Annotated in this window: 18 protein-coding genes; 5 read left to right on the top strand and 13 right to left on the bottom strand. The window is 39.1% G+C overall.

Features of this window, described 5'->3' with window-relative positions; genetic code table 11:
• Window position 1: 1 nt before the first annotated feature.
• The 4 genes from ACRD69_RS00360 to ACRD69_RS00345 all read right to left on the bottom strand — a co-directional run bounded on the left by ACRD69_RS00360 (window position 2) and on the right by ACRD69_RS00345 (window position 6,405).
• On the bottom strand, window positions 2-1,180 hold the full coding sequence (locus ACRD69_RS00360) for a pyridoxal phosphate-dependent aminotransferase (protein ID WP_430813066.1): 1,179 nt from the start codon (window positions 1,178-1,180) through the stop codon (window positions 2-4).
• Between the two features lie 4 nt (window positions 1,181-1,184).
• Window positions 1,185-2,084: a prephenate dehydratase gene (locus ACRD69_RS00355; RefSeq protein WP_430813065.1), complete on the bottom strand. Its 900-nt coding sequence runs from the start codon at window positions 2,082-2,084 to the stop codon at window positions 1,185-1,187.
• A 337-nt stretch (window positions 2,085-2,421) separates the two neighbouring features.
• Window positions 2,422-4,479 (bottom strand): ATP-binding protein, encoded by a 2,058-nt coding sequence (locus tag ACRD69_RS00350; RefSeq protein ID WP_430813064.1) that lies wholly within the window; start codon window positions 4,477-4,479, stop codon window positions 2,422-2,424.
• A 57-nt stretch (window positions 4,480-4,536) separates the two neighbouring features.
• The gene (locus ACRD69_RS00345; protein ID WP_430813063.1) at window positions 4,537-6,405 is read right to left on the bottom strand and encodes an ABC-F family ATP-binding cassette domain-containing protein; all 1,869 of its coding nucleotides are present in this window, start codon (window positions 6,403-6,405) and stop codon (window positions 4,537-4,539) included.
• Between the two features lie 227 nt (window positions 6,406-6,632).
• On the opposite strand from ACRD69_RS00345, the gene ACRD69_RS00340 reads away from it, so the two are divergent.
• Window positions 6,633-7,310, top strand: a complete 678-nt coding sequence (locus tag ACRD69_RS00340) for a VOC family protein (protein ID WP_430813062.1) — start codon at window positions 6,633-6,635, stop codon at window positions 7,308-7,310.
• Window positions 7,311-7,386: 76 nt separating this feature from the next.
• On the opposite strand, the gene ACRD69_RS00335 is transcribed toward ACRD69_RS00340, so the two are convergent.
• Window positions 7,387-8,529, bottom strand: a complete 1,143-nt coding sequence (locus tag ACRD69_RS00335) for a 1-acyl-sn-glycerol-3-phosphate acyltransferase (protein ID WP_430813061.1) — start codon at window positions 8,527-8,529, stop codon at window positions 7,387-7,389.
• A gap of 234 nt (window positions 8,530-8,763) precedes the next feature.
• On the opposite strand from ACRD69_RS00335, the gene ACRD69_RS00330 reads away from it, so the two are divergent.
• Window positions 8,764-9,108 (top strand): STAS domain-containing protein, encoded by a 345-nt coding sequence (locus tag ACRD69_RS00330; protein WP_430813060.1) that lies wholly within the window; start codon window positions 8,764-8,766, stop codon window positions 9,106-9,108.
• A 20-nt stretch (window positions 9,109-9,128) separates the two neighbouring features.
• Here the strand turns inward: ACRD69_RS00330 and ACRD69_RS00325 are convergent, their stop codons facing one another.
• Together ACRD69_RS00325 and miaB are read right to left on the bottom strand one after the other, a co-directional pair.
• Window positions 9,129-9,476 carry a carboxymuconolactone decarboxylase family protein gene (locus ACRD69_RS00325; protein ID WP_430813059.1) on the bottom strand — a complete coding sequence of 116 codons (348 nt, stop codon included), beginning with the start codon at window positions 9,474-9,476 and terminating at the stop codon, window positions 9,129-9,131.
• A 125-nt stretch (window positions 9,477-9,601) separates the two neighbouring features.
• A complete protein-coding gene (miaB, locus tag ACRD69_RS00320) occupies window positions 9,602-10,963 on the bottom strand; it encodes a tRNA (N6-isopentenyl adenosine(37)-C2)-methylthiotransferase MiaB (RefSeq protein WP_430813058.1) in 1,362 nt (453 codons plus the stop codon).
• Window positions 10,964-11,176: 213 nt separating this feature from the next.
• Between miaB and ACRD69_RS00315 the strand changes: the two genes are divergently transcribed.
• The 3 genes from ACRD69_RS00315 (at window position 11,177) to ACRD69_RS00305 (ending at window position 14,522) form a co-directional block, all read left to right on the top strand.
• Window positions 11,177-12,019 carry a universal stress protein gene (locus tag ACRD69_RS00315; protein ID WP_430813057.1) on the top strand — a complete coding sequence of 281 codons (843 nt, stop codon included), beginning with the start codon at window positions 11,177-11,179 and terminating at the stop codon, window positions 12,017-12,019.
• A gap of 4 nt (window positions 12,020-12,023) precedes the next feature.
• Window positions 12,024-12,506, top strand: coding sequence for an SPOR domain-containing protein (locus ACRD69_RS00310; RefSeq protein ID WP_430813056.1), 483 nt, complete (start codon window positions 12,024-12,026; stop codon window positions 12,504-12,506).
• 114 nt (window positions 12,507-12,620) lie between these two features.
• Window positions 12,621-14,522: an amidophosphoribosyltransferase gene (locus tag ACRD69_RS00305; protein WP_430813055.1), complete on the top strand. Its 1,902-nt coding sequence runs from the start codon at window positions 12,621-12,623 to the stop codon at window positions 14,520-14,522.
• Window positions 14,523-15,265: 743 nt separating this feature from the next.
• On the opposite strand, the gene ACRD69_RS00300 is transcribed toward ACRD69_RS00305, so the two are convergent.
• From ACRD69_RS00300 to ACRD69_RS00275, 6 genes are all read right to left on the bottom strand, one after another.
• Entirely contained in the window at window positions 15,266-16,525 is a 1,260-nt protein-coding gene (locus tag ACRD69_RS00300) for a M28 family metallopeptidase (RefSeq protein ID WP_430813054.1), read from the bottom strand.
• A gap of 476 nt (window positions 16,526-17,001) precedes the next feature.
• Complete coding sequence (locus tag ACRD69_RS00295) at window positions 17,002-18,183, bottom strand: acetyl-CoA C-acetyltransferase (protein ID WP_430813053.1); 1,182 nt, start codon at window positions 18,181-18,183, stop codon at window positions 17,002-17,004.
• A gap of 154 nt (window positions 18,184-18,337) precedes the next feature.
• The gene (gene kamE, locus ACRD69_RS00290; protein ID WP_430813052.1) at window positions 18,338-19,072 is read right to left on the bottom strand and encodes a lysine 5,6-aminomutase subunit beta; all 735 of its coding nucleotides are present in this window, start codon (window positions 19,070-19,072) and stop codon (window positions 18,338-18,340) included.
• Window positions 19,073-19,076: 4 nt separating this feature from the next.
• The gene (gene kamD / locus ACRD69_RS00285) at window positions 19,077-20,639 is read right to left on the bottom strand and encodes a lysine 5,6-aminomutase subunit alpha (protein WP_430813051.1); all 1,563 of its coding nucleotides are present in this window, start codon (window positions 20,637-20,639) and stop codon (window positions 19,077-19,079) included.
• A 12-nt stretch (window positions 20,640-20,651) separates the two neighbouring features.
• Window positions 20,652-22,235, bottom strand: a complete 1,584-nt coding sequence (gene kamC, locus ACRD69_RS00280; RefSeq protein ID WP_430813050.1) for a lysine 5,6-aminomutase reactivase ATPase KamC — start codon at window positions 22,233-22,235, stop codon at window positions 20,652-20,654.
• A complete protein-coding gene (locus tag ACRD69_RS00275) occupies window positions 22,225-23,100 on the bottom strand; it encodes a hypothetical protein (RefSeq protein ID WP_430813049.1) in 876 nt (291 codons plus the stop codon). Before ACRD69_RS00275 ends, kamC begins: the two co-directional genes overlap by 11 nt.
• Window positions 23,101-23,107 lie beyond the last annotated feature (7 nt).

Raw genomic sequence — 23,107 nt, 5'->3', positions numbered from 1 at the left:
GTTATTTAGTTTTTAATGCTTTAATACGTTGTTTTGCTTCTTCTAGTACTGTTTGATTGGTGCACAGGCTGATGCGGATATAGCGTTTCCCTTTATCACCAAAAATGAATCCCGGAGTAATAAACACATCACATCCATATAAGATCTCATCGGATAACTCACCACTATCTTTGTATTGTTCAGGTATGCGGGCCCACACAAACATGCCTGTTTGATTCTTGTCATAATTGGAATCTAACAAGTCCATTATTTCATGTACAAGAACACGTCGTTTTTTGTATTCGCTGTTAACAGTGTTATACCAGTCAGTATCAAGTTCAAGAGCTTTGGCGGCAGCTAACTGCAGTGGCTTGAACATGCCAGAGTCCATGTTGCTTTTTACCCTTAATATATACTGGATAAACTGTGGGTTTGAAACGGCCATACCAACTCGCCAGCCTGCCATATTGTGCGATTTGCTTAAAGAGTTCAATTCGATGGCAATTTCTTTGGCCCCCTCAATGTTCATAATGCTCTGAGGATTATCATTAAGGATGAAACTATATGGATTATCATTAATGATCACAATACTGTGCTTCTTACCAAAAGCAATGATCTTTTTAAAAAATTCCTTGCTTGCATTGGCTCCTGTTGGCATATTCGGATAGTTGATCCACATTAGCTTCACCTTGCTCAGGTCTTGCTTTTCCAACTCATCCAGATTTGGTAACCAGTTGTTATTCTCATCCAGGTCGTAATGGATAAGATTGGCTTCGGCGATCTTACTGGCAGAGGCATAGGTTGGGTAGCCAGGATTAGGTACCAAAACACTATCGCCAGGGTTAACAAAAGCCATGGTAATGTGCATGATGCCTTCTTTTGAACCCATCAAAGGTAAAACCTCATTGGTGGCATTTATGGCAACATTATAATGCTTATTGTACCATCTGCTCATGGCTTCGCGCAACTCAGGTATACCCACATAGCTTTGGTATCCATGGTTGTTCTCAGCTGAACTCTGTTTATTTAATTCTTCCAAAACCTCAGGGGCAGGAGGCAGGTCAGGATTTCCTATGCCCATGTTAATAATGGGCTTACCTGCCTGGCGAAGCTTTTCCAACTCCTTTAATTTAATTGAGAAGTAATATTCTTCAACGGTGCCAATTCTGTTGGCTGGTTGTATCTGGTTGTTTGTTTGCATCTTTCTATACTGCTTTCTCTGTTTCTAAATGTCCATTGTTAACAGGGTATGACTGTCTGCCTTTTTCATATTCACCCAGTGATTTTAACTTACTGGTTAATGGTCTGATGGCATCGAGTGACTGTAAATAGCGCTTATAGTCGGTGAATGTTAAATCAACATAGAAAAGATATTCCCATTCCTGTCCGACAATCGGCAGTGATTGTATTTTAGTCAGGTTAATGTTATAAAATGCCAGGATAGTCAGGATCTTCGATAAGCTTCCTTCTTCATGAGGAAGAGAGAAAACAATTGAAGATTTGTTAACCCTGTTTTCAAGTAAGAGCTTATCAACCTCCGTTTTGCCTCTGTCTGATACAATAAGAAAGCGAGTAAAGTTCTTTTTGTTTGTTTCTATGTTTTTAGCCAATGTTTCAAGTTCATACATTTCGGCCGCTAATTCAGAAGCGATGGCGCCGATGCCTTTCAGCTGTTGATCTGCAATACGCTTGGCGCTTAAGGCTGTATCTTCTGATTCAATCAGTTTAATATGAGGATATTGTTTGAAAAAGGCCTCACATTGTGCAATTGCCATCGGGTGAGAGTAAACCTCTTTTATATCTTCAATGGATTGTCCGGGTAAAGCTAAGAACTGGTGTTTAATGCGCAGCTTGTATTCGCCGATAATAACCAGGTCACTGTCTTTTAGCATGGTGTAGTTAGGTAAGAGACTGCCAACCAGAGTGTTTTCAATAGCAATTATGCCATAGCAATCACGATCCTGCTTAAGTGTTTCAAACAGGTCTGGAAATGTCAGGCAGGGCACTACCTCAAGGTTTTCATCTTCGAAATAGGCTTTGGCAGCTATTTCGTGGTTTGCTCCCGGCCATCCCTGTATTGCTATTTTTTTCTTTGCTTGCTTCATGGTTCTGAATTATGGTCATAAAAAAACCCGCCTTGTAGAGGCGGGTTTTAAATATTTTGTATCGTTTAGTTTATATCATAGAATGCCCACCTCTTTAACTGTTGCTAAAAAAGAAATAATAAAAGTTATAAAAGAAAATGTGAGCCATCATTGCTTTGTTTATGTTGATGCAAATGTAGGAATATATTTGCAAATGCAAAACTGTGAGTAAATATTTTAATGAAAATTTAATCTGAAACGAATTTGATGCATATTCTTACAACCTATAAGTGGTTGTTTGGGGCAATGCTCTTGTCTTCTCAAAAAGCTTTTTATTAAAGTATTTCCCCCGGTAGTTTTACTTTCTCGAATTAAGCACCTGGTTGTTAAAAATAGCAGGACCTGATAGTTCTTTTTTGTGCTTTAGCGGGTGTGTAAGGTAGAAGGTGCTTCCTACGCCAACTAGTGACTCCAGTTTAATATTTCCACCTAATTGCTTAATCAGATCATGGGCTATGGTTAAGCCCAGACCAGAGCCGCTTGCTTTTTTCATCTGGTTGTTTTCGACCTGTGAAAAACGTTTAAATACTTCCTGGTGCTTATCTTCAGGGATACCTATGCCAGTATCTTTTACAAAGATGGTTAACTGGCTATCATCACTGTATGCACCAATTGTGATACTGCCTTTCTCGGTGAATTTAATAGCATTGGTAATCAGGTTGAAGATTATCTGTTTGATTCTAACCTGGTCCGAATCAATTACAAGGGATTCGTCAATTTTAGATTCAAAGAATATTTCCAGATTCTTATCGTACTTTGTCAATTCACTTTTAAACTGTTCAAAGGTTTCAATTAATAAGCTGTGAACCTTAATAGAACTAAATTGTAAATTGACATGACCAGATTCGATCTGTGAAAAAATCAGTATGTCGGAAATTAACTTTAAGAGCTGATTGCCATTGGATTGTATGATGTGAAGATAGTTTTTCTTTTCCTCAGCAGATAATGTTTCATCTTCAAGAAGTTCAGAGAATCCAATGATGGCATTCATTGGTGTTCGTATTTCATGCGACATGTTGGCCAGGAATGCTGACTTAAGGTAATCAGATTGTTCTGCTTTTTCTTTGGCCCTGATCAGTTCCTGTTCATGTTTCTTTTTCTCAGAGATATCCGATAATATTTCTACAAAACCAATGGGTTTATGTTCATTGTCAAAAACCGGATGTGTTTTATGGGTAAATACCTTGCCAGATACTTCACTTATGTGTTCCCTCACCTCTGTTCGGTTTGTTACAATGCTTGTTTCATAGGTGCAAAAATCACAGGGAGTGTCGCGATTAAAATAGGTCTTATAGCACTTTTTACCGATTGATTTTTCAAAGGGCTGGTTGGACGATTTTTTAAACGCATCGTTGGCCCAGATTACATTGTAATCGTTATCCATAAACACAACCTGCTCTTCAAGGCTGTTAAGGATCAGTGTTTTTTCGTGCTCGATCTGCTCAATTGTCTTTCCCCTTAAGTCACTTAATTTATTCGCTTCAGCAAGACTGTTGGTACGTTTTTTAACAATGATTTGCTGAATGATTAATACAATAATAAGGATCAGACTGAGGCCGGATAAGGCATAAGTCAGATATAAAACCCATGTTGCAGGTTGTTTTACATCTTTGGTCAGCCACCGGTTGATCGTATTTTGATATAGTTCAGGTTCTTCAGCTTTAATTATCAGCAGTGCTTCATCAACCTTTTTCAAAAGAGGCTGTGAGATTGGTCCGCCGGCATAATTCACATTAACCGGGTTAAATAAGATAGATGTTACCTTTAGTTTTTGATCAAGGTTTTGCTGGTAACCAAATAATTTATTAACAGCACCGGCATCGGCTTCATTACTTCTGATCTTATCAAATACCTCATTAAGGTTTTGACACCAGATAATATTGGCTTCAATTTTAAAGTCTGCCAATAACTTAATGAGAGCATTAGCATGAATGTCACCCTTTTCAAGCGCGAGTGTTTTGCCTTGTAAATCGGTAATATTCTCTATTTTACTGTTTTTGCCAGTGTAAACAATGCCCCAGTTGGTAAAAATGGTTTCATTTGAAAAGTTCACAAATTGCTCCCGTTCCTTTGTTCTGGCAACGGTCGTTAACAAGTCGATTTTACCATACTTAAGGGCGTCAAATCCATCAGCAAAGCGAACCGGAATGTATTCGATGTGCCAGTTATTGACAGTTGCAACCTTATTTAATATATCGATAAATATACCATTGGCCTGATTCGTTGAATCAATATTGCATAGGGGAGGATTATAGTGAACTCCTACTTTAATTGTTTCAACAGCATTGCCCGAAGCATTAATGCATAAGCAGAAACATAGAATCAGGCTTAGGATTATTTTAATATTTTTAGGCATATAAATAGGTAAAGCAACACAAATATAGTGTTTTGCAATCGATATACTATATGGTTTCTAGTTGTCTTCTATCTCTTTTAACTCAAGCCAGCGCATTTCCTTTTCATCAAGAGTATCCATTATTTCATTAAGCTCTTTTGATTTTAGGACTAAATCTTCTGATGCCAGGCTGCCGGAATTTAACTCGTTTTGCAAACTTTCTTTCTTCTCTTCAAGTATCTGAAGTTCTGATTCTATTTGTTCAAGCTCTCTTTTTTCTTTGTAACTAAGTTTCTTTTGTTTGCTGGCGGGTTTTGGCTTTTCAACAACATTCTCTTGTTTTACCGCCTTTGAAACCTGCCGTTCTTCCTGCTTTTTCTGCTTGTTGTAATCACTGTAGCTGCCCACAAAATCTTTGATGCGACAATTGCCCTCAAATGCAAACAGGTGGTCGGTTACCTTGTCAAGGAAATAACGGTCGTGTGATACAACAATTACACATCCTTTGAAGTTGGCCAGGTAATCTTCAAGTACGTTGAGTGTGAAGATATCCAGGTCGTTTGTAGGCTCATCAAGAATTAAAAAGTTTGGGTTCTTGATTAAAACCGTCATTAATAAAAGACGTTTTTTCTCACCTCCACTTAATTTGTTAACCTGCACGTAGTGCATTTCATTAGGAAACAGGAAATAACGTAAAAACTGGGATGCAGACATGCGTTTTCCCTCTCCGAGTGATATGTCTTCAGCAATATCACTTATAACTTCAATGACTTTTTTATTGTCGTCAATTTTAATGCCTTCCTGGCGATAATAACCAAACACGACCGTTTCGCCTTTCTCAACTTCCCCTGTATCGGGTTGCAGTGCGCCTGTTAATATATTCAGGAAGGTTGATTTACCGGTTCCGTTCTTACCAACAATCCCAACCTTCTCATATGGTGCAAATTTGTATGAAAAATCTTTGATGAGTTGCAGGTCATCAAAGGCCTTGGAAATACCATGAAGGTTAATGACTTTTTTACCCAGTCGTGCTTGCGCAATACCTAATTCCAGGTTCTGTTCATTAATGTTTTGGTGAGCTTTATCTTTTAAATCGTAGAAAGCATCGATGCGATATTTGGCTTTGGTTGCACGTGCCTGGGGCATCCTGTTCATCCATTCCTGCTCCGTTTTAAGCAGGTTTCGTGCCTTTTCTATTTCTGCTTTTTTATTGGCCAGTCTTTCCTGGCGCTTTTTTAAGAAATAGGAATAATTGCCCTGATAGCGATATATGGTTTCATCAGCCAATTCAATGATTTCATTGCAGACGCGATCCAGGAAGTAGCGGTCGTGGGTGACCATTAATAAAGTCGCTTTTGACTTTGAAAGGTATTGTTCAAGCCAGTCTACCATCTCCAGGTCAAGGTGGTTGGTAGGCTCATCGAGGATCAATAATTCAGGCTCACTAATAAGGATACTTGCAAGGGCAACTCTTTTTTGCTGACCGCCTGATAGTTCAGAAACAGACTGGTCAAAGCGGGTGATTTTCAGTTGCGATAAAATCTGCTTAATGCGCTGTTCATAATCCCAGGCCTGAAGAACATCCATCTTTTCAATTAAAGCACCTAAGGCCTGTTGGTCGTTCTTTTCAAGAGCCTGCTCATAAGCCTTGATGGTTTGAACAGTTTCATTGTCAACATTAAAGACTTCTTCAATAACGGTGTGTTCTTTATTAAGGTATGGATCTTGCGATAAATACCCCATTGTTATTCCATTACGCAAGGTAATGTTACCTTCATTGGCAGGAATTTTACCACCTAGAATATTTAATAAGGTTGTTTTGCCGGCTCCGTTTCTGGCTATTAACGCCACTTTTTGACCTTCGTTTAAACCAAAAGAAATATCATTGAAAAGGCGAATGTCGCCCCAATGCTGAGTCAGATTCTCTACTGATAAATAATTAATCATAGCCTGTTTTTATCGAATGACAAAGGTAATATTTAGAAACTGTTTAAGTTTTATCCTTTTGCTTATTTTGGCAAGTTGCCTACCCGTGTTGTAAATAAACTTAATAATTGATTAGTTTGTTGCAGTTTAATAGCCTAAACTCAATGAAAAAAGGGTACAACACTTACGATAATAAATGACGGATTTTAATGCCTGCTTTGTTATTTTTATCATTAAAAAAAAGGATTATGAGATTCATGATTGGCTTGCTGATCATACTGGGCTTTATGGTAAAAGCCAATGCTCAAGGAATATATATTGACCATGTTATTAAAGTTGTCAATAACCTTGATTCAGCTGTTCAGTATTATAAGGAAGAAGGATTTACGATAAAACCAGGAAGGCTTCATGCTAATGGTTTACTAAATGCTCATATTAAGTTTTCAAATGGTTCATCATTAGAACTGATGAGCCTGGTTGGTGAGCCAAAAGATCAACTTGCCCAGACTTACAAAAATATATTATCAGAAGGAGAGGGTGGAGCCTTTGTTTGCTTAAGCGGCATTGATATAGATAAGCTGAAAAACTTGCTCAATAAAAAAGGGTATGATTTTATTATAAGCAAAGGAAAAGCCTGGAGTTACATATCCTTTCCTGAAAATACGGTGTTACGGAGCTTCTTTTTCATAGATTACCATTATGAAATGAAAAAAGAACCGGAAATGTATAAGCATTCCAATGGATGTAATGGTTTCAAGTCTGTTTATGTGCATGGAAATGACTCTGTATGTCAATTCATGTCAGATATTGGATTGCTTCAGATTAATACCAATAACAGTGAATTTAAAACCTCCACCGGTAATATTATTATTGGAAAAGATGGAGACCCGGCAGACAGGGTTAGTAATATTGTCTTGAAGAAATGACACAGTAATAAATAGATTCAGGTATAGCTGGTCCCAAAAAGAAAATAAAAAAAGCGAGCCTTAGCTCGCTTTTTTATTATTTATCATCGTTGGTGTAAAAATTCTTAACCGGATTAGCGTACATTTCCAGCAGGCACGAATGTAAAAACTCTTTATCCCCTTCAATACGGGATAAGTGTTCATCTAAATAAGCGAGGAAAGTACTTTTGTCTTCGTCGGTATACTTATTTATATGACGTGTATGATTGGTAAACATATCATCGGCGATAAAATTACCAGGGAAGAATTTATAGTTATTATGAATTTGCTTATCAATTATTTCAGCCAGTCCCTGTAGCTGATCATTCTTAGCCATTGACTTTAGTTCATTAAGCTCAGCTTTAATTGGTGTTCCAAATCCAAAATGTACACGTCCTTTTCTACCTCTCAAACCGGCACCCATGTGTTTTAAATCATCGTTCTGGGTTTTTTTGTATTCCGGATTATCACGTTTCATTTGAAACTCCAGAGCCTTTAAATAATCGCAGGGATCATATTCGTATGAGATTGATAATGGCACGATGTTGATCTCCTCAAAGTTTTTAACGAAATCACCGTTTCCACTCATGTTAAGCATTTTTAAAAGACTAACCTGTGTGCGGTCGTCACCGTCCTTAGAACGTCCTTCGCGTTGAGCTATCCAGATACTTTGGTTGCGCTCGGTTAAAGACTGCCTGATGTAAGTAGATAAGCGTTTAGTACTTTCCATCATTTGGCGCACCGGCAAATTTCTTTGTACAATAAATGATCTGTTAAGTTTTACCAAATCAGTTATCCAGGGATAGATCAAAAGGTTATCACCAATAGCGATCTCTGTTGTATTAAAACCGTTTTCCACCCTTAGTATATTTAATATGGCGGAATCCAGAACTATATCGCGGTGGTTTGAAATAAATAAATAGTGCCCGTTAGGGTCTAGTTTATCCATGCCCGAGTGCGTAATGCCCTTAGTTGTTGTCCTAAGTACTTCTTTTACGTATGGATAGATCACTTCGGTCTGAAACTCGCGGATAGTTTGTATGCTTAAAAGCTTGTTAAGGAATTGCTCTGTTGAGAAATTAGGGTAGAGGAATTTAATTAATTCCAAAAAGTTGACTTCATTAATTAAGCGCTCAAACACTTCATGAATCTCCTCGTCATTGTATGGACGAATTGAATCAAAGTTTAATTCTTTTCCCATTTCTGTTCTATAATGTTTGTGGCAAAATTACGGCAAACAATTGTGTTTATGAAATTATATAATCAATTAACTGATTTAGGACGAGTATTACAGGTGGATATATTCCAAATAATGGAATGGAGTATTTTATTTGGACGATATTTGAAGTGCTAAAAATGTAAACACCAGTAAAACAGATGTATAGAAAACGTGGCACGGCCATTGGAGTATCTTTGGCACGAAACACCCAAAGTTATGATACAAGTAAAAGTTTTTAAAAACACCACGTTAATATCCTTCGATAAGAAGGAGAGTTTAGATCTTCAAACATCTAAGCAATTCAAAAATCGAATGATGGATATATTAAAGCAACCTTTTACGAATCTGTTTGTGGATTTAGAGAAGGTAGAAAATGTTGATGCGGAGGGATTGAATACTTTAATGGCAGGTCAGCGTTTGTCGGAAATGAATCAAAGTCAGCTGAGCTTGTTTAACGTGAAGGAGGGAGTACTGAAATCAATGAAAAAGTACGACCTCGACAGCTATTTTTTCTTTTGTGACCGTCCAAAGCCCTTTTCTGATGACCTATTAATGGTTTAAAGTTAAGGATACCAGGAGGCTTAGGCCTCCTGGTTTATAATTTCCCAATATTCAATAGCACGGCGTGTGTGAGGAATAACAATTGTTCCTCCTACCAAATTGGCAACAGCGAATATTTCCATCATTTCATCTGTTGTAACGCCTTGTTCATGACATTTTTCCAAATGGTATTTAATGCAATCATCGCATCGAAGAACCATTGAGCTTACCAGTCCCAACATCTCTTTCACCCGGGTTGATAATGCACCTTCCATATATGTGTTAGTATCTAAGTTAAAGATACGTTTCATCACTTTATTGTCGGCTGCCAGAATCTTTTCATTCATCGCCTCACGATATTCACGAAACTCTTTTACTTTCTCATTCATAGTTGTAAGTTAATTAGTTATATAATTGCAGGAGAGCAATAAAGGGGGTAGGTAGCAGCTTGTCAAAAATAAAAGTGAGAATGTTGACAAACCTATTGTCAATATTCCCACAGTTAATCTTTTTACTACTCTACAGATTCACCTTTTAAAGTGGCCTGGGTTGCTTCTTTAATAACAACTTGCACCAGATCGCCTGTTTTGTAATCTTTCTTCGGGAATACAACAACTTTGTTTTGCGATGTACGGCCATACAGTTCATCTTTTGACTTTTTAGATGTGCCTTCAACAAGTACTTCATAAGTCTGACCAATGTCGCGCTGGTTACTCTCGAACGATAATCGGTTTTGCAGATCAATGATCTCCTGTAAGCGACGACCTTTTACATCTTCAGGAACGTTGTCTTCCAGGTTTTTAGCCGCGTAAGTTCCCGGGCGTTCAGAATACTTAAACATAAAAGCAGAATCATATCCGGCCCACTTCATCAGGCTTAATGTTTCCTGGTGGTCTTCTTCTGTTTCGCTGTGGAAGCCACAGAATACATCTGTCGATAATCCACATCCGGGCAGTATACGTCTGATAGCTTCAATGCGATCCATGTACCATTCACGGTCATATTTGCGGTTCATCAATTTAAGAATGCGCGAACTGCCTGATTGTAATGGTAAGTGTATGAACTTGCAAATATTAGTATGCTTAGCCATTACTTCAAGGGTTTCATCACTCATGTCCTTAGGATGAGACGTGGTGAAGCGAATACGCATATCAGCAAAATTAAGAGCAACAAAGTCAAGCAGATCAGGAAAGGACATGTTGGTATTCTCACCTTCATAATGATATGAATTAACATTCTGCCCCAGGAGAGTTACTTCTTTAAATCCTTTATTGTATAAGTCCTGAATTTCTTTTTTAATACTTTCGGGCTGACGGCTGCGCTCACGTCCACGTGTGTATGGTACAATGCAATAGGAACAAAAATTGTTACAGCCCCGCATGATTGACACAAAACCCGATATTTTATTTTTGCCTATCCTCGAAGGAATAACTTCAGCATAGGTTTCGTTGGTCGATAGTTCAACATTAATGGCTTTGTCGCCTCTCTCGGCCATGCCAATCAGGTTAGGCAGATCAAGATAAGCATCTGGACCCACCACTATGTTGGCACCTTGTTCAAATAACTTGTCCTTAACGCGTTCGGCCATACAGCCAATAATACCGATAATTAAATTGGGTTTGTTTTTGCGCATGGCAGTTAGCTGTTGCAAACGACCTAAGACGCGTTGCTCGGCATTATCACGAATGGAACAGGTGTTGATAAATACCGCATCAGCTTCCTTTATATCATAGCTAACGCCATAACCATCCATTTCCATTACAGATGCCACTACTTCACTATCAGCCACATTCATCTGGCATCCATAGGTTTCAATAAAGAGTTTTTTCCCGCTCTTACTGCTGATCAAAGGCTTTACTTCACTAAACTCCATCATTTTATCAAGGATTATTTTAATTGATTGTCATTTTTTTAGGAGCAGCAAAGTTAATGCTTGAATTTTTAATGACAAGTATAATCGCTCTGAATTACTTAAATCTGTCAGGGTGTTTCCAAATTTTGGAAAGTAGTGGTTGTTGCTTCATTTGTAATGATTTAAAAAGTTATTTTTCTTAACTTTAGTCTAACTGAAAACAAAAAGAACCTCACCATGAAAGAAGTATTGATTCCTGTAGATTTCTCAGAAGAATCCCTGATTGCTTTAGATTATGGGATTGATTTAGCTAACCACCTGTTAGCCAACGTACGTGTTATACATGTTAAAACAGATTCTGTTATTGTTCCTTTTTTTACGACCGACCCTTATTCTGATAAGTTAAATCAGGATGTTGATGTGTGGGCTCATCAACTTTATGATCGGTATTCAAAGGAGTATAAGGTAGAAGGAGGTTATTTCGATTTTAAGATACGTGAAGGAAATGTTGTTAAAGAAGTGTGTAACCAGGCTAAATATGGTGACTCAACCATTATCGTTCTGGGGTCGCATGATGACGCTTCAGTCAGTTCGAAGTGGGTTGGCAGTCCTGCTTACCGACTAGTGGCCCATTCTCCATGTCCTGTTATCGTTGTTAATAAACGTATGAAACTCAAACATGAAATTGGCAGTATTGCTTTACCTGTTGATTACAGCATTGCCAGCCGCAAAAAAGTTCCTGAAATTGCAGGTGTGGCTCGCCTGTTCAATGCCAATGTTCATGTTGTTGGTTTAAAGTCATCTGATTTGGTCTGGATGAATAATGAAATGCATAGCTATGTCAGGCAGGTTAAAAACTATGTTATCAATAAGGCAAAAGTCGAAGTGAATGATATTGTTTTAACCGGTCGTAGCTATGCCGATAATCTGATGGAGTATGCAATGGATGCTAACATTGATCTGTTAACAACGCATGTACACCATACTGCCAATCCTTTTGTCAGGGTTTTTCAATCCTTTACCAACGACTTAATCAATAAATCTTTAAAACCTGTATTAGTAATTCCTACAAAAGATTAATCTAATGATTATCTTTGTCGCACTAAAAGTTTTAAGCGACATGAAAGTTCAGTTATTATTTTTATGCTTGTTTTTCTCGGTAGTTACTAATGCACAGGAAGATACCTCTCTTGCGGGGAAGTTGCAGGAGCGGGTTGAAGGAGAAGGTGTTATTACGATCTATGACGAAGACGGAATTGAAGAGTTGGTCAATATTCAGGTTGAAGTCAACGAACGCATTGGCGGGGTAGAAGGTTGGCGCATACAACTATATTCAGGTTCCGGACCGGAGGGAAAACGAAGTGCTTTAAATGTAAAGGGAAAATTCTTAGGTAATTTTCCCGACCAGGATGCTGACTTGTCTTTTACATCGCCCTTTTGGAGGGTTAGGGTAGGTAACTATCGACATAAACACGAAGCTCTTCAGCTTTTGAATGAGCTGCGAGCGATTTTTCCGAACTGTTATATTGTGAAGGACGGATACGTTAAAATGGATAAATTTGAATAAATAATATAAGATGAAAAAAGCCGGAATAATTCCGGCTTTTTTCTTTTTTAAATCGTATTGGGCGATTAAAAAAATAGAAATAAATTTGCGACTTATTTTTAAGAGGGAAATATCATGAGTGATCAGATTAAGCATGAGTGTGGGATTGTTCTTATCCGCTTATTAAAACCACTGGAGTACTATCAGGAGAAGTACGGTACATGGCGTTACGGCTTAAACAAGCTGTATCTTTTGATGGAAAAACAGCATAACCGCGGACAAGACGGGGCAGGAGCTGTTAATCTTAAAATAGATCAGCCTGCGGGACAGAAGTATTTTTCGCGTCACCGCTCCAATAAGGCTAATCCTATTAAGGATGTTTTTGAGAAGATAAATGCGCCATTTATCAAGCAGCAGGAGAAAAATGCAGAATTATTAAATGATCCGCAGTATGCCAAAGAGCATTTGCCATTTGCAGGTGAGCTATACCTTGGACATTTACGCTATGGTACTTTCGGGAATCATAGTATTGACTATGTGCACCCTGTGATGCGCGAAAACAACTGGCGTTCGCGCAACCTGACACTTGCAGGTAACTTTAACCTGACCAATGTGGATGAAATTTTTCAGTCTTTAACAGAACTGGGACAGCATCCTAAAGATTATACCGATACAGTTACCATACTAGAAAACGTTGGTCACTTCCTGGATGAGGAGAATCAACTTCTGTTCAGAAAATACAAGAACGAAGGAAAATCAAACAGGGAGATATCAGATTGTATTGAAGAAGAATTAAATATTCGTGAAATACTTGAACGGTCAAGCAGACGATGGGATGGAGGCTATGCAATTGCAGGTGTGGTTGGTCATGGAGATGCCTTCGTAACACGAGACCCATGGGGTATTCGTCCGGCCTGTTATTATGCCGACGATGAAATTGTGGTGGTTGCATCAGAACGCCCGGTGATTCAAACGGCTATGAATGTTCGATCGGTACAGGTAAAAGAATTGAAGCCCGGACATGCGCTTATCATCAAGAAAAATGGCAAGGTGACTGAAGAATTGGTTCGTGTGCCGCAGGAGCGTCGCTCATGTTCCTTTGAACGCATCTATTTTTCTCGTGGTAGTGATCGTAAGATTTATGAAGAGCGTAAAGAATTAGGCCGCTTGCTGGCAAAAAAGATACTTGAGAAAGTAGATTACGATATCGAGAATACGGTTTTCTCATACATTCCGAACACTGCTGAAACAGCTTTTTATGGGATGATGGAAGGTGTGCGTCGTGAGATGGACCAGGTTAAAAAACAACAGATTCTTGACCTGGGATCAGATATCACTCCTGATAAACTGGATGAAATACTAAGCCGCGAGCCACGCGTTGAAAAAATCGCCATCAAGGATGTTAAAATGCGTACTTTCATCGCTGATGATGATAGCCGTGATGATATGGTGGCACACGTTTACGATGTAACATACGGTATTGTTAAAAATGGGGTTGATACCCTGGTGATCATTGATGATTCAATAGTACGTGGTACTACTCTTAAGAAAAGTATCCTCCGTATTTTAGATCGTTTACACCCTAAGAAGGTCATTGTAGTGTCTTCAGCACCGCAGATTCGTTACCCTGATTGTTATGGTATCGATATGGCCAAGCTGAAAGATTTCTGTGCCTTTTCTGCAGCTATAGAATTGTTGCATGATAATGACCAGGTCCATATCATTGATGAGGTATATAAGAAGTGTAAAGAGCAACAGTTCTTGCCAAAAGAAGAGATCGTAAACCATGTAAAGGAAATATATCGTCCTTTTACACCAGAGCAAATTTCAACCAAGATTGCAGAAATGCTTCGTCCTGAAGATATTGATGCAAGTGTTGAATTGGTGTACCAAAGTGTTGAAAACCTGCATGCCGCTTGCCCTGATGATAATGGCGACTGGTATTTTACAGGTGATTATCCTACTCCTGGTGGAAACAAAGTCGTAAATACCTCATTTATTAATTTTGTGGAAGGTAATAGCGGAAGGGCTTACTAAGCACCGTAGCTAAGAAATAATAAACGCCCCCGGCATTGAACAAAAATGGCTGAGGGGCGTTTTTTTTATATAACACATTCATGAATGTAAATATGTAGATTAATTAACCTTTATTAGTTTTCAATAACATATATAAAGGACTTTTGGTACAAGACTTGCAATTATGTCGATAGATTTTTTTCATAGATTTGGGTTAGGTTAGTAAATGGGATTCTAGGCAACGGTTTAGATCCCATTTTTTTTATGGATGAAATCGTGGATTAAATGCATTGGAATTAGATGCGCTCTGTCGAATTCAGGTTATTATAATACCATGCCTGATGATATCGGGTAAACGGATGACACGGATTAATTCCTTCGGGATTGATTTTATACAATTCACAACTAACGATGGTCTGTCTCCCCTCTGAGCCGGGATAAGCGATCGCCAGGTTCAGTAATTACACCAGGTTCTTTCATCACGACGGGAAAATTCATCAAGGATAAGGGAGGAAGCATTAATTGATTAACTTGTATATGGCTTCATAATTAAACCATTAATTGCTCATATTATCTTCAATGTTTATTCAATTATAATCGAACGAACATTGAACGAACATTGAACGAACATTGAACGAACATTGAACGAACATCGAACGAACTTCATATTAGAATCGTAAAATCGAATGCTGGTTCATCCGATGACTAAAGATGAACTTTGTTAGTCATCAGATGAGTTAACGGGACATGGCGGTGATTACAGATCAATGGTACTCTTCAATAAAGTCAATAACCAGCTGGTATATTCCCTCAAACACCGGATATTCTAGCTTGTCGGCAGTGTCAGATGGTTCGTGGTAATTGTCGTTGCCTCCGGCTGTCCAGAAGAAAAGAGCCCGAATACCTGCATCATGAAAATGATAATGATCAGACGTGTCTTCATAGCCGGTTGGTTTCAGATGATCAATATAGCTCTTTGAGTTATTAATAGTCATCAACTGCCTTTTAATATCCGGATAAAGATTAGCATGGATCAATTCTGTCCATTGGGTCCCCGTTGCCACCATATCAAAGTTAATAACCAGCTTTGTTTTGTCTAACGGATACACCGGATTGGCCACGTAATATTCAGAGCCATAGAAACTGGCTTCTTCGGCGGCGAAGAAGATAAACTGGATGCTGTAATGGGGTTGTTTTTTCATGAAATAATCTGCCAGCTCAAGCATCATCCCCACGCCACTTGCATTGTCATTAGCTCCGCCATACATGGCTTCACCAAACATACCCATATGGTCATAGTGCCCTATCAGGGCTATGCAGGTGTCAGTTTTTCCTTTTATTAGACCACTGACATTCTGTGTTTGATAGTCTGTATTAAAATCACTTACCAGATCAATGTCAATGAACTTATCATCAGGTGTGACAAAATCCTTTTTTACACGGATGGTCCCGTATTCATTTACATAACGGCGTGCCGAATATTTGGGTGTTTCAACGCGGTCAATGACTCCTCTGACCATGAATGGTAAGGTGGTAAAAAGATTGCGTGCAAAATAATACAGTTCAGCGTTGTTAATAACAGTTGAATCAAAGCAAATGAAGCTGTTCTTCAGATCTTCAGCCAGCAAACTTTTAAGTTGACTTTTGTTTGTCAGCATGTCGTTGGTTATCCAAATTAGGGGGAAGCTTCCCTGAATGGTAGGAGAAGTAGGGTAGGCCACCCAGTCCATTCCATTGACCAATTGCCGTTGACCAATTTCCAGTGATGGATTACCAATGTAATTATTAATACTCATGTTAAATCGCTGGAAGTACGAACTGCCTATTGGTTTTACGCCTGTCTTTTTGAGTTGATGCGCAATGTAATCTGCAGCCAGGCTATCACCTTTATTGGTGTATCCCCTTCCATAATAAGCTGGTGAGCTAAGCTCTTCAACCACTTTTTTTACACGTTTCATGTTTTGCGCCTGCATACAGGCACAACAGATCAGGAGCATAACTGCTCCGCTAAATAGTTGTTTCATTTTTGATTTACTTTTACTTGTTTGCCGACCCGCAAAATAACCAATACACCTTTCGGCATACAACAACCATTATCATGTTTAATTTTTATTAACGATTGAGATGAGGGAGAATGCCTTGCTCGTTCACCGCAGAATGGGAGTTCTTAATAACTAAACGCGCGAATACCCGATAGTACTTGTTTCATCCCTTGTGAAATTGCTTGTTAGTCTATTTGTCGAATTGATTAACTGTTCCTTTTATTTAGCCGTTAACCTTTTAACCTGTTGAAAAGTTAATAAGATGAGGAGTTGAACTATTAAAATGCTAAATACATCAGCATTGATCATTTATAAAAATAAAAGAGCCCGCCTGATATTGGCGAGCCCTTCAAATAGACTAAAGGTTAAAGTTTATAAATAGGACAATAAACTTCTAAAATAACAAGGGTTCAAACTGTGTGTTTGTTCATTGATATGAACAGGTACGTATACATCCATTAAACTCTTTCAATACACATGGCAATACCCATACCACCTCCAATACACAAGGTAGCCAGGCCTTTGCTAACTTCACGTTTCTTCATTTCGTGAACCAGTGTGGTTAAGATGCGTGTTCCGCTGGCACCAATAGGGTGGCCGATGGCTATGGCTCCTCCATTAACATTGGTAATATCAGGGTTAAGTTCCAACTCTTTCATTACAGATAATGATTGAGCTGCAAATGCTTCATTGGCCTCAATAAGTTCCAATTCTTCTTTCTTCCAGCCTGCTTTATTCAATGTTTTACGAACAGCCTCAACAGGGCCAATTCCCATAATAGATGGCTCGGTGCCATGCCATGCATATGACACAATTTTAGCCATAGGCTTTAATCCGTATTTTTCAACAGCCTCTTTGCTGGCAACAATAACAGCAGCAGCACCATCATTAATACCCGAAGCATTGGCTGCAGTAACCGTTCCATCTTTTTTAAAGGCAGGTCGAAGCTTAGCCAGCGAATCGGCTGTTACGCCAAAGCGTACAAATTCATCTTGCTTGAAAATGATCGGGTCTTTTTTGCGTTGCGGTATCTCAACAGGCACGATCTCATCTTCGAAACGACCTTCATTGATAGCTTTTTCCGCTTTATTTTGTGATTCTGCCGCAAAAGCATCCTGCTCTTCGCGAGTCAGGTTGTATTTATCAGCCAGGTTTTCAGCGGTAATACCCATGTGATAGTTATTGAAAATATCAGTCAGGCCATCGTATACCATTGTATCAACCAGTGTACCATCGCCCATGCGATATCCGGTACGAGCCTTAGGTAAAATATATGGAGCCTGTGACATGTTTTCAGCACCACCAGCTATAATTAATTCGGCATCGCCAGCTTTAATGGCCTGAGCAGCAGCTGCAACTGTGCGTAAACCTGAACCACAAACCATGTTAAGGGTCATGGCTGTTTTTTCCTTTGGAATACCTGCTCCCATGGCTATCTGACGCGCTACATTCTGGCCATGGCCGGCTTGTAACACACTACCCATTAATACCTCATCAACCTCTGAGCCATTTAGGTTGTTGCGCTCCAATAATGACTTAACGACGGTTGAACCCATTTGAGCCGGAGATATAGTTGATAAGGTTCCGCCAAAATTTCCAACTGCAGTTCGGGCAGCATCAACAATATAAATTTCTTTCATGATTAATATTTTAGTTCAGAGTCCGAAGTCCGGATTCCGAAGTTTGATTACTTTGTTTCATTCATAGCTGGCGAGGATTTGTCATCCGTGCCATCTAATATATTGAAAAGCACAGTCTGTAAATCGGCGCCAGCGCCGGGCACAGTGTACTTTATTATGAATTTTGTCTTTCAACCATTTTTTCAACAATAAACGAACCTACATTTTCAGGGTAGGTGCCACGCCCAAAACCAACATCATACCCTAATTCGAGCGCCAGTTTATTGCTAATGCGAGGACCACCTGCGCAAACAATTAATTTGGATCGCAAGCCTTCTGCCTCTAATAGCTCAATCAGGTCTGTCATATTCTGAATATGCACTTCCTTTTGAGTTACTACCTGGGATACAAGTATGGCATCAGCGTTTAATTCAACGGCTTTTTTGATCAATTCCTCATTAGGGATCTGTGCACCCAGGTTATGGGCTTCCATCATTGGATAGCGCTCCAGGCCGTAGTGCTGGTCAAAGCCTTTCATGTTCATAATGGCATCAATTCCCACAGTATGTGCATCAGTACCGGTACATGCACCAACAACCACAACTTTTCGCTTAATGTGTTCTTTAATGTAATTGTTTACTTCGTAAAAGTCCATAGACTTCTCTACAGCTTCCACTTCAATTTTATCATAATCAAGTTGTAGTTGCGACTTACCATAAACAACAAAAAACGAGAAGTTCTCAGAAAGAGGATTAGAGTGAACAACTTCCACTTCCTGGAAACCTAATTTATGTGCATATTGCTTGGCAGCTTCGTCAGCCTTGGCTGAATGTGCTACCGGAAGAGTAAATGACAGCTGTACTGCACCATCATTCATTGTATCGCCATATGGGCGTATCATATTTTCCATCACTTTACTTTTTTAATCCTAGTTCAACTTCCAAATAACTGTAAACAGGGTTGAAGTAATCGGCTGCTTTCTCATAAACGCCATCAAAGCCTTTACCGCCATGTTTAGGGCGACTTACTTCGGCAAACATTTTTTGCTCTATGGAATCGAATAAACCTTTTTCATTGATCTGCTCAAGGAACTCAATGGTTTCATCTAACACACTTTGAGCACGGGTTTGCATAATACCACCTTTCTTGAATTCAATGTCGTTGGCAAAATCTTTTGTGTTATTAAGAATATACCGGGCGTTCTCAACAGCCAGGAAGCGATCTTGCATAAAAGGTGTATGAATAGCTTCTGTTAGCATGCCAAGAAGTAAAATACCCTGATTGGTTGATTTGGCAATGAAATTAAACATTGCATTCATGATGTAACCTTTAAATACATCTCCGGTCATGTATTTTGTCGGAGGCATGTATTTCAATGGAGCTTCAGGGAATATCTCACGTGCCATTTGTGCTTGTGCCATTTCATATAAGAAGCCGTTCTCGATCTCAGGGTTCATCTCAAAGGCATGACCTAAGCCCATTAGCCTGGCAGGTAGGCCGGAGTCATATGCAAATTGCTCATTGATAAACTGAGATGCAGTTACGGTAAAGGCTTTTTCATAGGCATCAGAAGTAGTCAGGTAATTATCTTCGCCCGAATTTATTACGATCTCTGCGAAGGCGTTGATCATGCGTGAAAATTTCTGGTCAACAAAGGTGCGGTACATGTTAATGTCGCGGAAAAGAACACCGTACATCGAATCATTTAACATCATATCCAGTCGTTCCAATGCACCCATAGCAGCTATTTCGGGCATACACAAACCAGAACAGTAGTTGACAAGACGGATGTACTTGCCGGTTTCATTACCAACTTCATCCAATGCCTTACGCATAATTTTGAAGTTTTCCTGGGTGGCATAGGTTCCACCAAATCCTTCAGTTGTGGCACCATATGGTACAAAATCGAGCAGGCTCTGCCCGGTCGTACGGATAACAGCGATGATATCAGCACCCTGTCGTGCGGCTGCCTGTGCCTGTTTTACATCTTCGTAAATATTACCGGTGGCAACGATCAGATAGAGCAGGGGTGAGTTTTCCTTCTCTTTGTATTCTGCTACTTTAGATGTGCGGTAAGCTACATTACCTTTTACACGATGTGAGAATGCGGCTACCAATTCGCCGGCTTTTTCTTCAATCGCCTTTTTATCAGTCAGCTCAATTGTCGAGATGTCGAGCCCCTTCGCAATTTCATCGTTCAATTGCTCGGCAGTCAGGCCTTTGCGAACCATTGCATTGACATAGTATAGTGACGCACCATATTGAATTTTATCACCTAATGCATTGACTATGGCATTGGGTACTGGCACATCATCAGCAGTAACACCGTCAGCTCCGAGCATGCGAAGTGTGGCTCGTTCAATGGCAACAGTAGTGTGCAACTCTATATAATCATTAACAGGGCGTGCAATGTCTTTTGACAGCTCGCGCGCTCTGCTGATTTTTTGTTTATCCAGATTTAGTTTTGATTCTGTCATGTTATTTTGTCTTTAATTTCTTTCCAGGTAGTTGTTAGCATTCGTTAATATCTCTTCATTTAATCCAAGCATTCCGGCAATGGTCAGAGCATCGTTAGATTTGATTACGTCTGTATCCTCTGTTATTTCGTACTGCATAAAAGTGTTGATAAGACCGATCTTTTCATTCAGGTCATCTGACTGTTGGCTACAGTGGGCCGCATATGCCTTCTTGTCAAGTCCCTTCATCCGGTATTTTGAAACACCACTGATTTCAGGTACATTAATAAAATGCGTTGAAAAGAAGCCGGTTATCTGTTCACTGTTTTGCACGTATTTTAATACTGCATATAAGATCGCTTTGGCTTCGGTAGCGTTGGTTGTTTTGGCTAATTCATCCACAATAACCAGTCGTTGTTGTGAATGATCAAGCGCCTGGGTAAGTTGATAGATTTCCTGCCCAAATGAACTAAGACCTTCAACGCTGTCACTTAGTTCATTTCCCAATATATGGATGTGCTCAAATAAGCTCGTGTTATAATGCTCAGCAGGAACATAAAAGCCCATTTGAGTTAGTAATTGCAAAAATGCCAGGGTCTTAAATAAAACTGTTTTTCCACCCATATTGGAGCCGGACAATAAAATGGCATTACTTGCGAATGAAACTGTTAATGGGGTATAGCCTAATCCTTTGTTTGTGTGTTTTTCCCAAAGAGGGTAATAGCGACCATTTGTAACAGATATATTCTTTGCCTTGATGCCTGGTTTCTGAAGTTTCAGATCAATTGCCAGCCGTGCCTTGGCCAAGTGTACATCCAGATTTTTTACAGCTTCAACAGCAGCGATTATTTTGTTTTTGGCCTTTTTAACTTCATGGGATAGGTCTGTCAATACTTGTTTCTCAGCTTTAGCTTCTTTAATGAGTAGTTGTTCTTTCTCAACAAGTTTGTCGAGATACTGCTTGCCAAAGGCTGGTTTTATTTTAACCAGTGTTGAGTCGTAAAATTCATGGATAAGTTCATTGACATCCATTTCAACCAGCTGCTTTTTATCAAGCAAAACGAACTCACGCCCTTTAAAATCGATCTGATACTTCTTTTTGATCGTCATAAGAGCATCCTGGCGGATGGTATTGAGTTGTTGATCAGCTAAATTAATTTGATCTCGAAGTTCTTTTAGTTCTTTACTGTAAGCCGATGAAAGGTAAAATGATTCATCATGATCATTATTAATTACAAGAGCCTCCCACAGGTCTTGCAAGTTGAATTCAAGATCGATTACTTTTTTGATGGACGAGGATAGTAGTTTGTCAACAGCTTTAAAGTGGATCAGAAACTTTTTGATGAGCTGGAGGTCTACTGTATCAAGATCAGATTTATCAAGAGTGTTTAAGCGATCAATGCGACTTAAATGATGCTCAATTTTTAAAACCTTATTTTCATCAAGCTTTATAAATTCGGATAATTGCTCTGTTATATTGTGGATTCGATCAATATCTTTGGTACTTACAAAAAACGGCTTGCTGTCTTTCTCAGTCGTTCCATATGGCGTTAAGGGCTTATACCTTTTGTAAAAGCTCAAAAAATCAGTGAATTCTATGACTTTATTAATGCACATACGGGTTATATATTATTTCGGCGTCAATGCTTTTGTTGGTGATCAAACGATCAAACTCTGATTGTTCTATGTCTTTCAAAACGACAACAAAACCTTTTAGATTCAGCTTGTTTTTTACCCTTATGTCAACATGTTGCATTAGTTTTTGAAGTTGGGTATAATTAATAAAAACGGATGTTAAGTCATTAATTAATAGGGTGCTGTAGTCGCTTGTGATGCTGTTTAGTTTTGATGCGGTCAAAGCTCCGTCTATCTTGAAATGATCAGTGTCAGCATCAGGTGTTTCAAACCTTGAGCACAGAGACAGTAACTGCATCTGTTCTATTGTTTTTTTTAGGTTGCGATGGTCTATGTTAACCAGGTAATAGAAACCTGCATCGGGAATGCTGTTAACCGGGGTTATCCGGCTGGCAGCACCATCAATGATAATTGATTTGTAACCCAGTTCTTTAATTAGATGGTTCACAACCTGGGTTAATTGTTCATTGTATTCGGGTCCGACCAGTTCAATATTACCATCCCTGATCGTTCTGGCAATAACAATTTGCCCTAACCGGGTATGAATAGGAAATGCTTTTTCAATGGTAAACAAGCCGTTACTTTTAGAAAGCATATTCGTACTTGTAACAATAGCATCACCTTTAAGGGCTTTGATCTGTGGTTTTACTCTGCCGTCAATCATATCATTGTTTTCACCATCGATACCAATGCTCGCAAATGCAGGAGATTCAACTTTTCTGATCTGGTTTAAAGCCCAGTTCATAAAGGTTGTTTTGCCGGCATTTTTACGATTGCCCATTACAAAGGTAGTGGTGTTAATAAAACGATATGTTGCTGCGTTTGCTGTCATTGTTAAAGTTACCATAGACCGG

This window comes from Carboxylicivirga agarovorans (assembly GCF_050589845.1).
In the GTDB taxonomy this organism is placed as follows: Bacteria; Bacteroidota; Bacteroidia; order Bacteroidales; family Marinilabiliaceae; genus Carboxylicivirga; species Carboxylicivirga agarovorans.
Note: the sequence above shows the minus strand (reverse complement) of the source record. Positions and strands in the feature narration are given on the sequence as shown.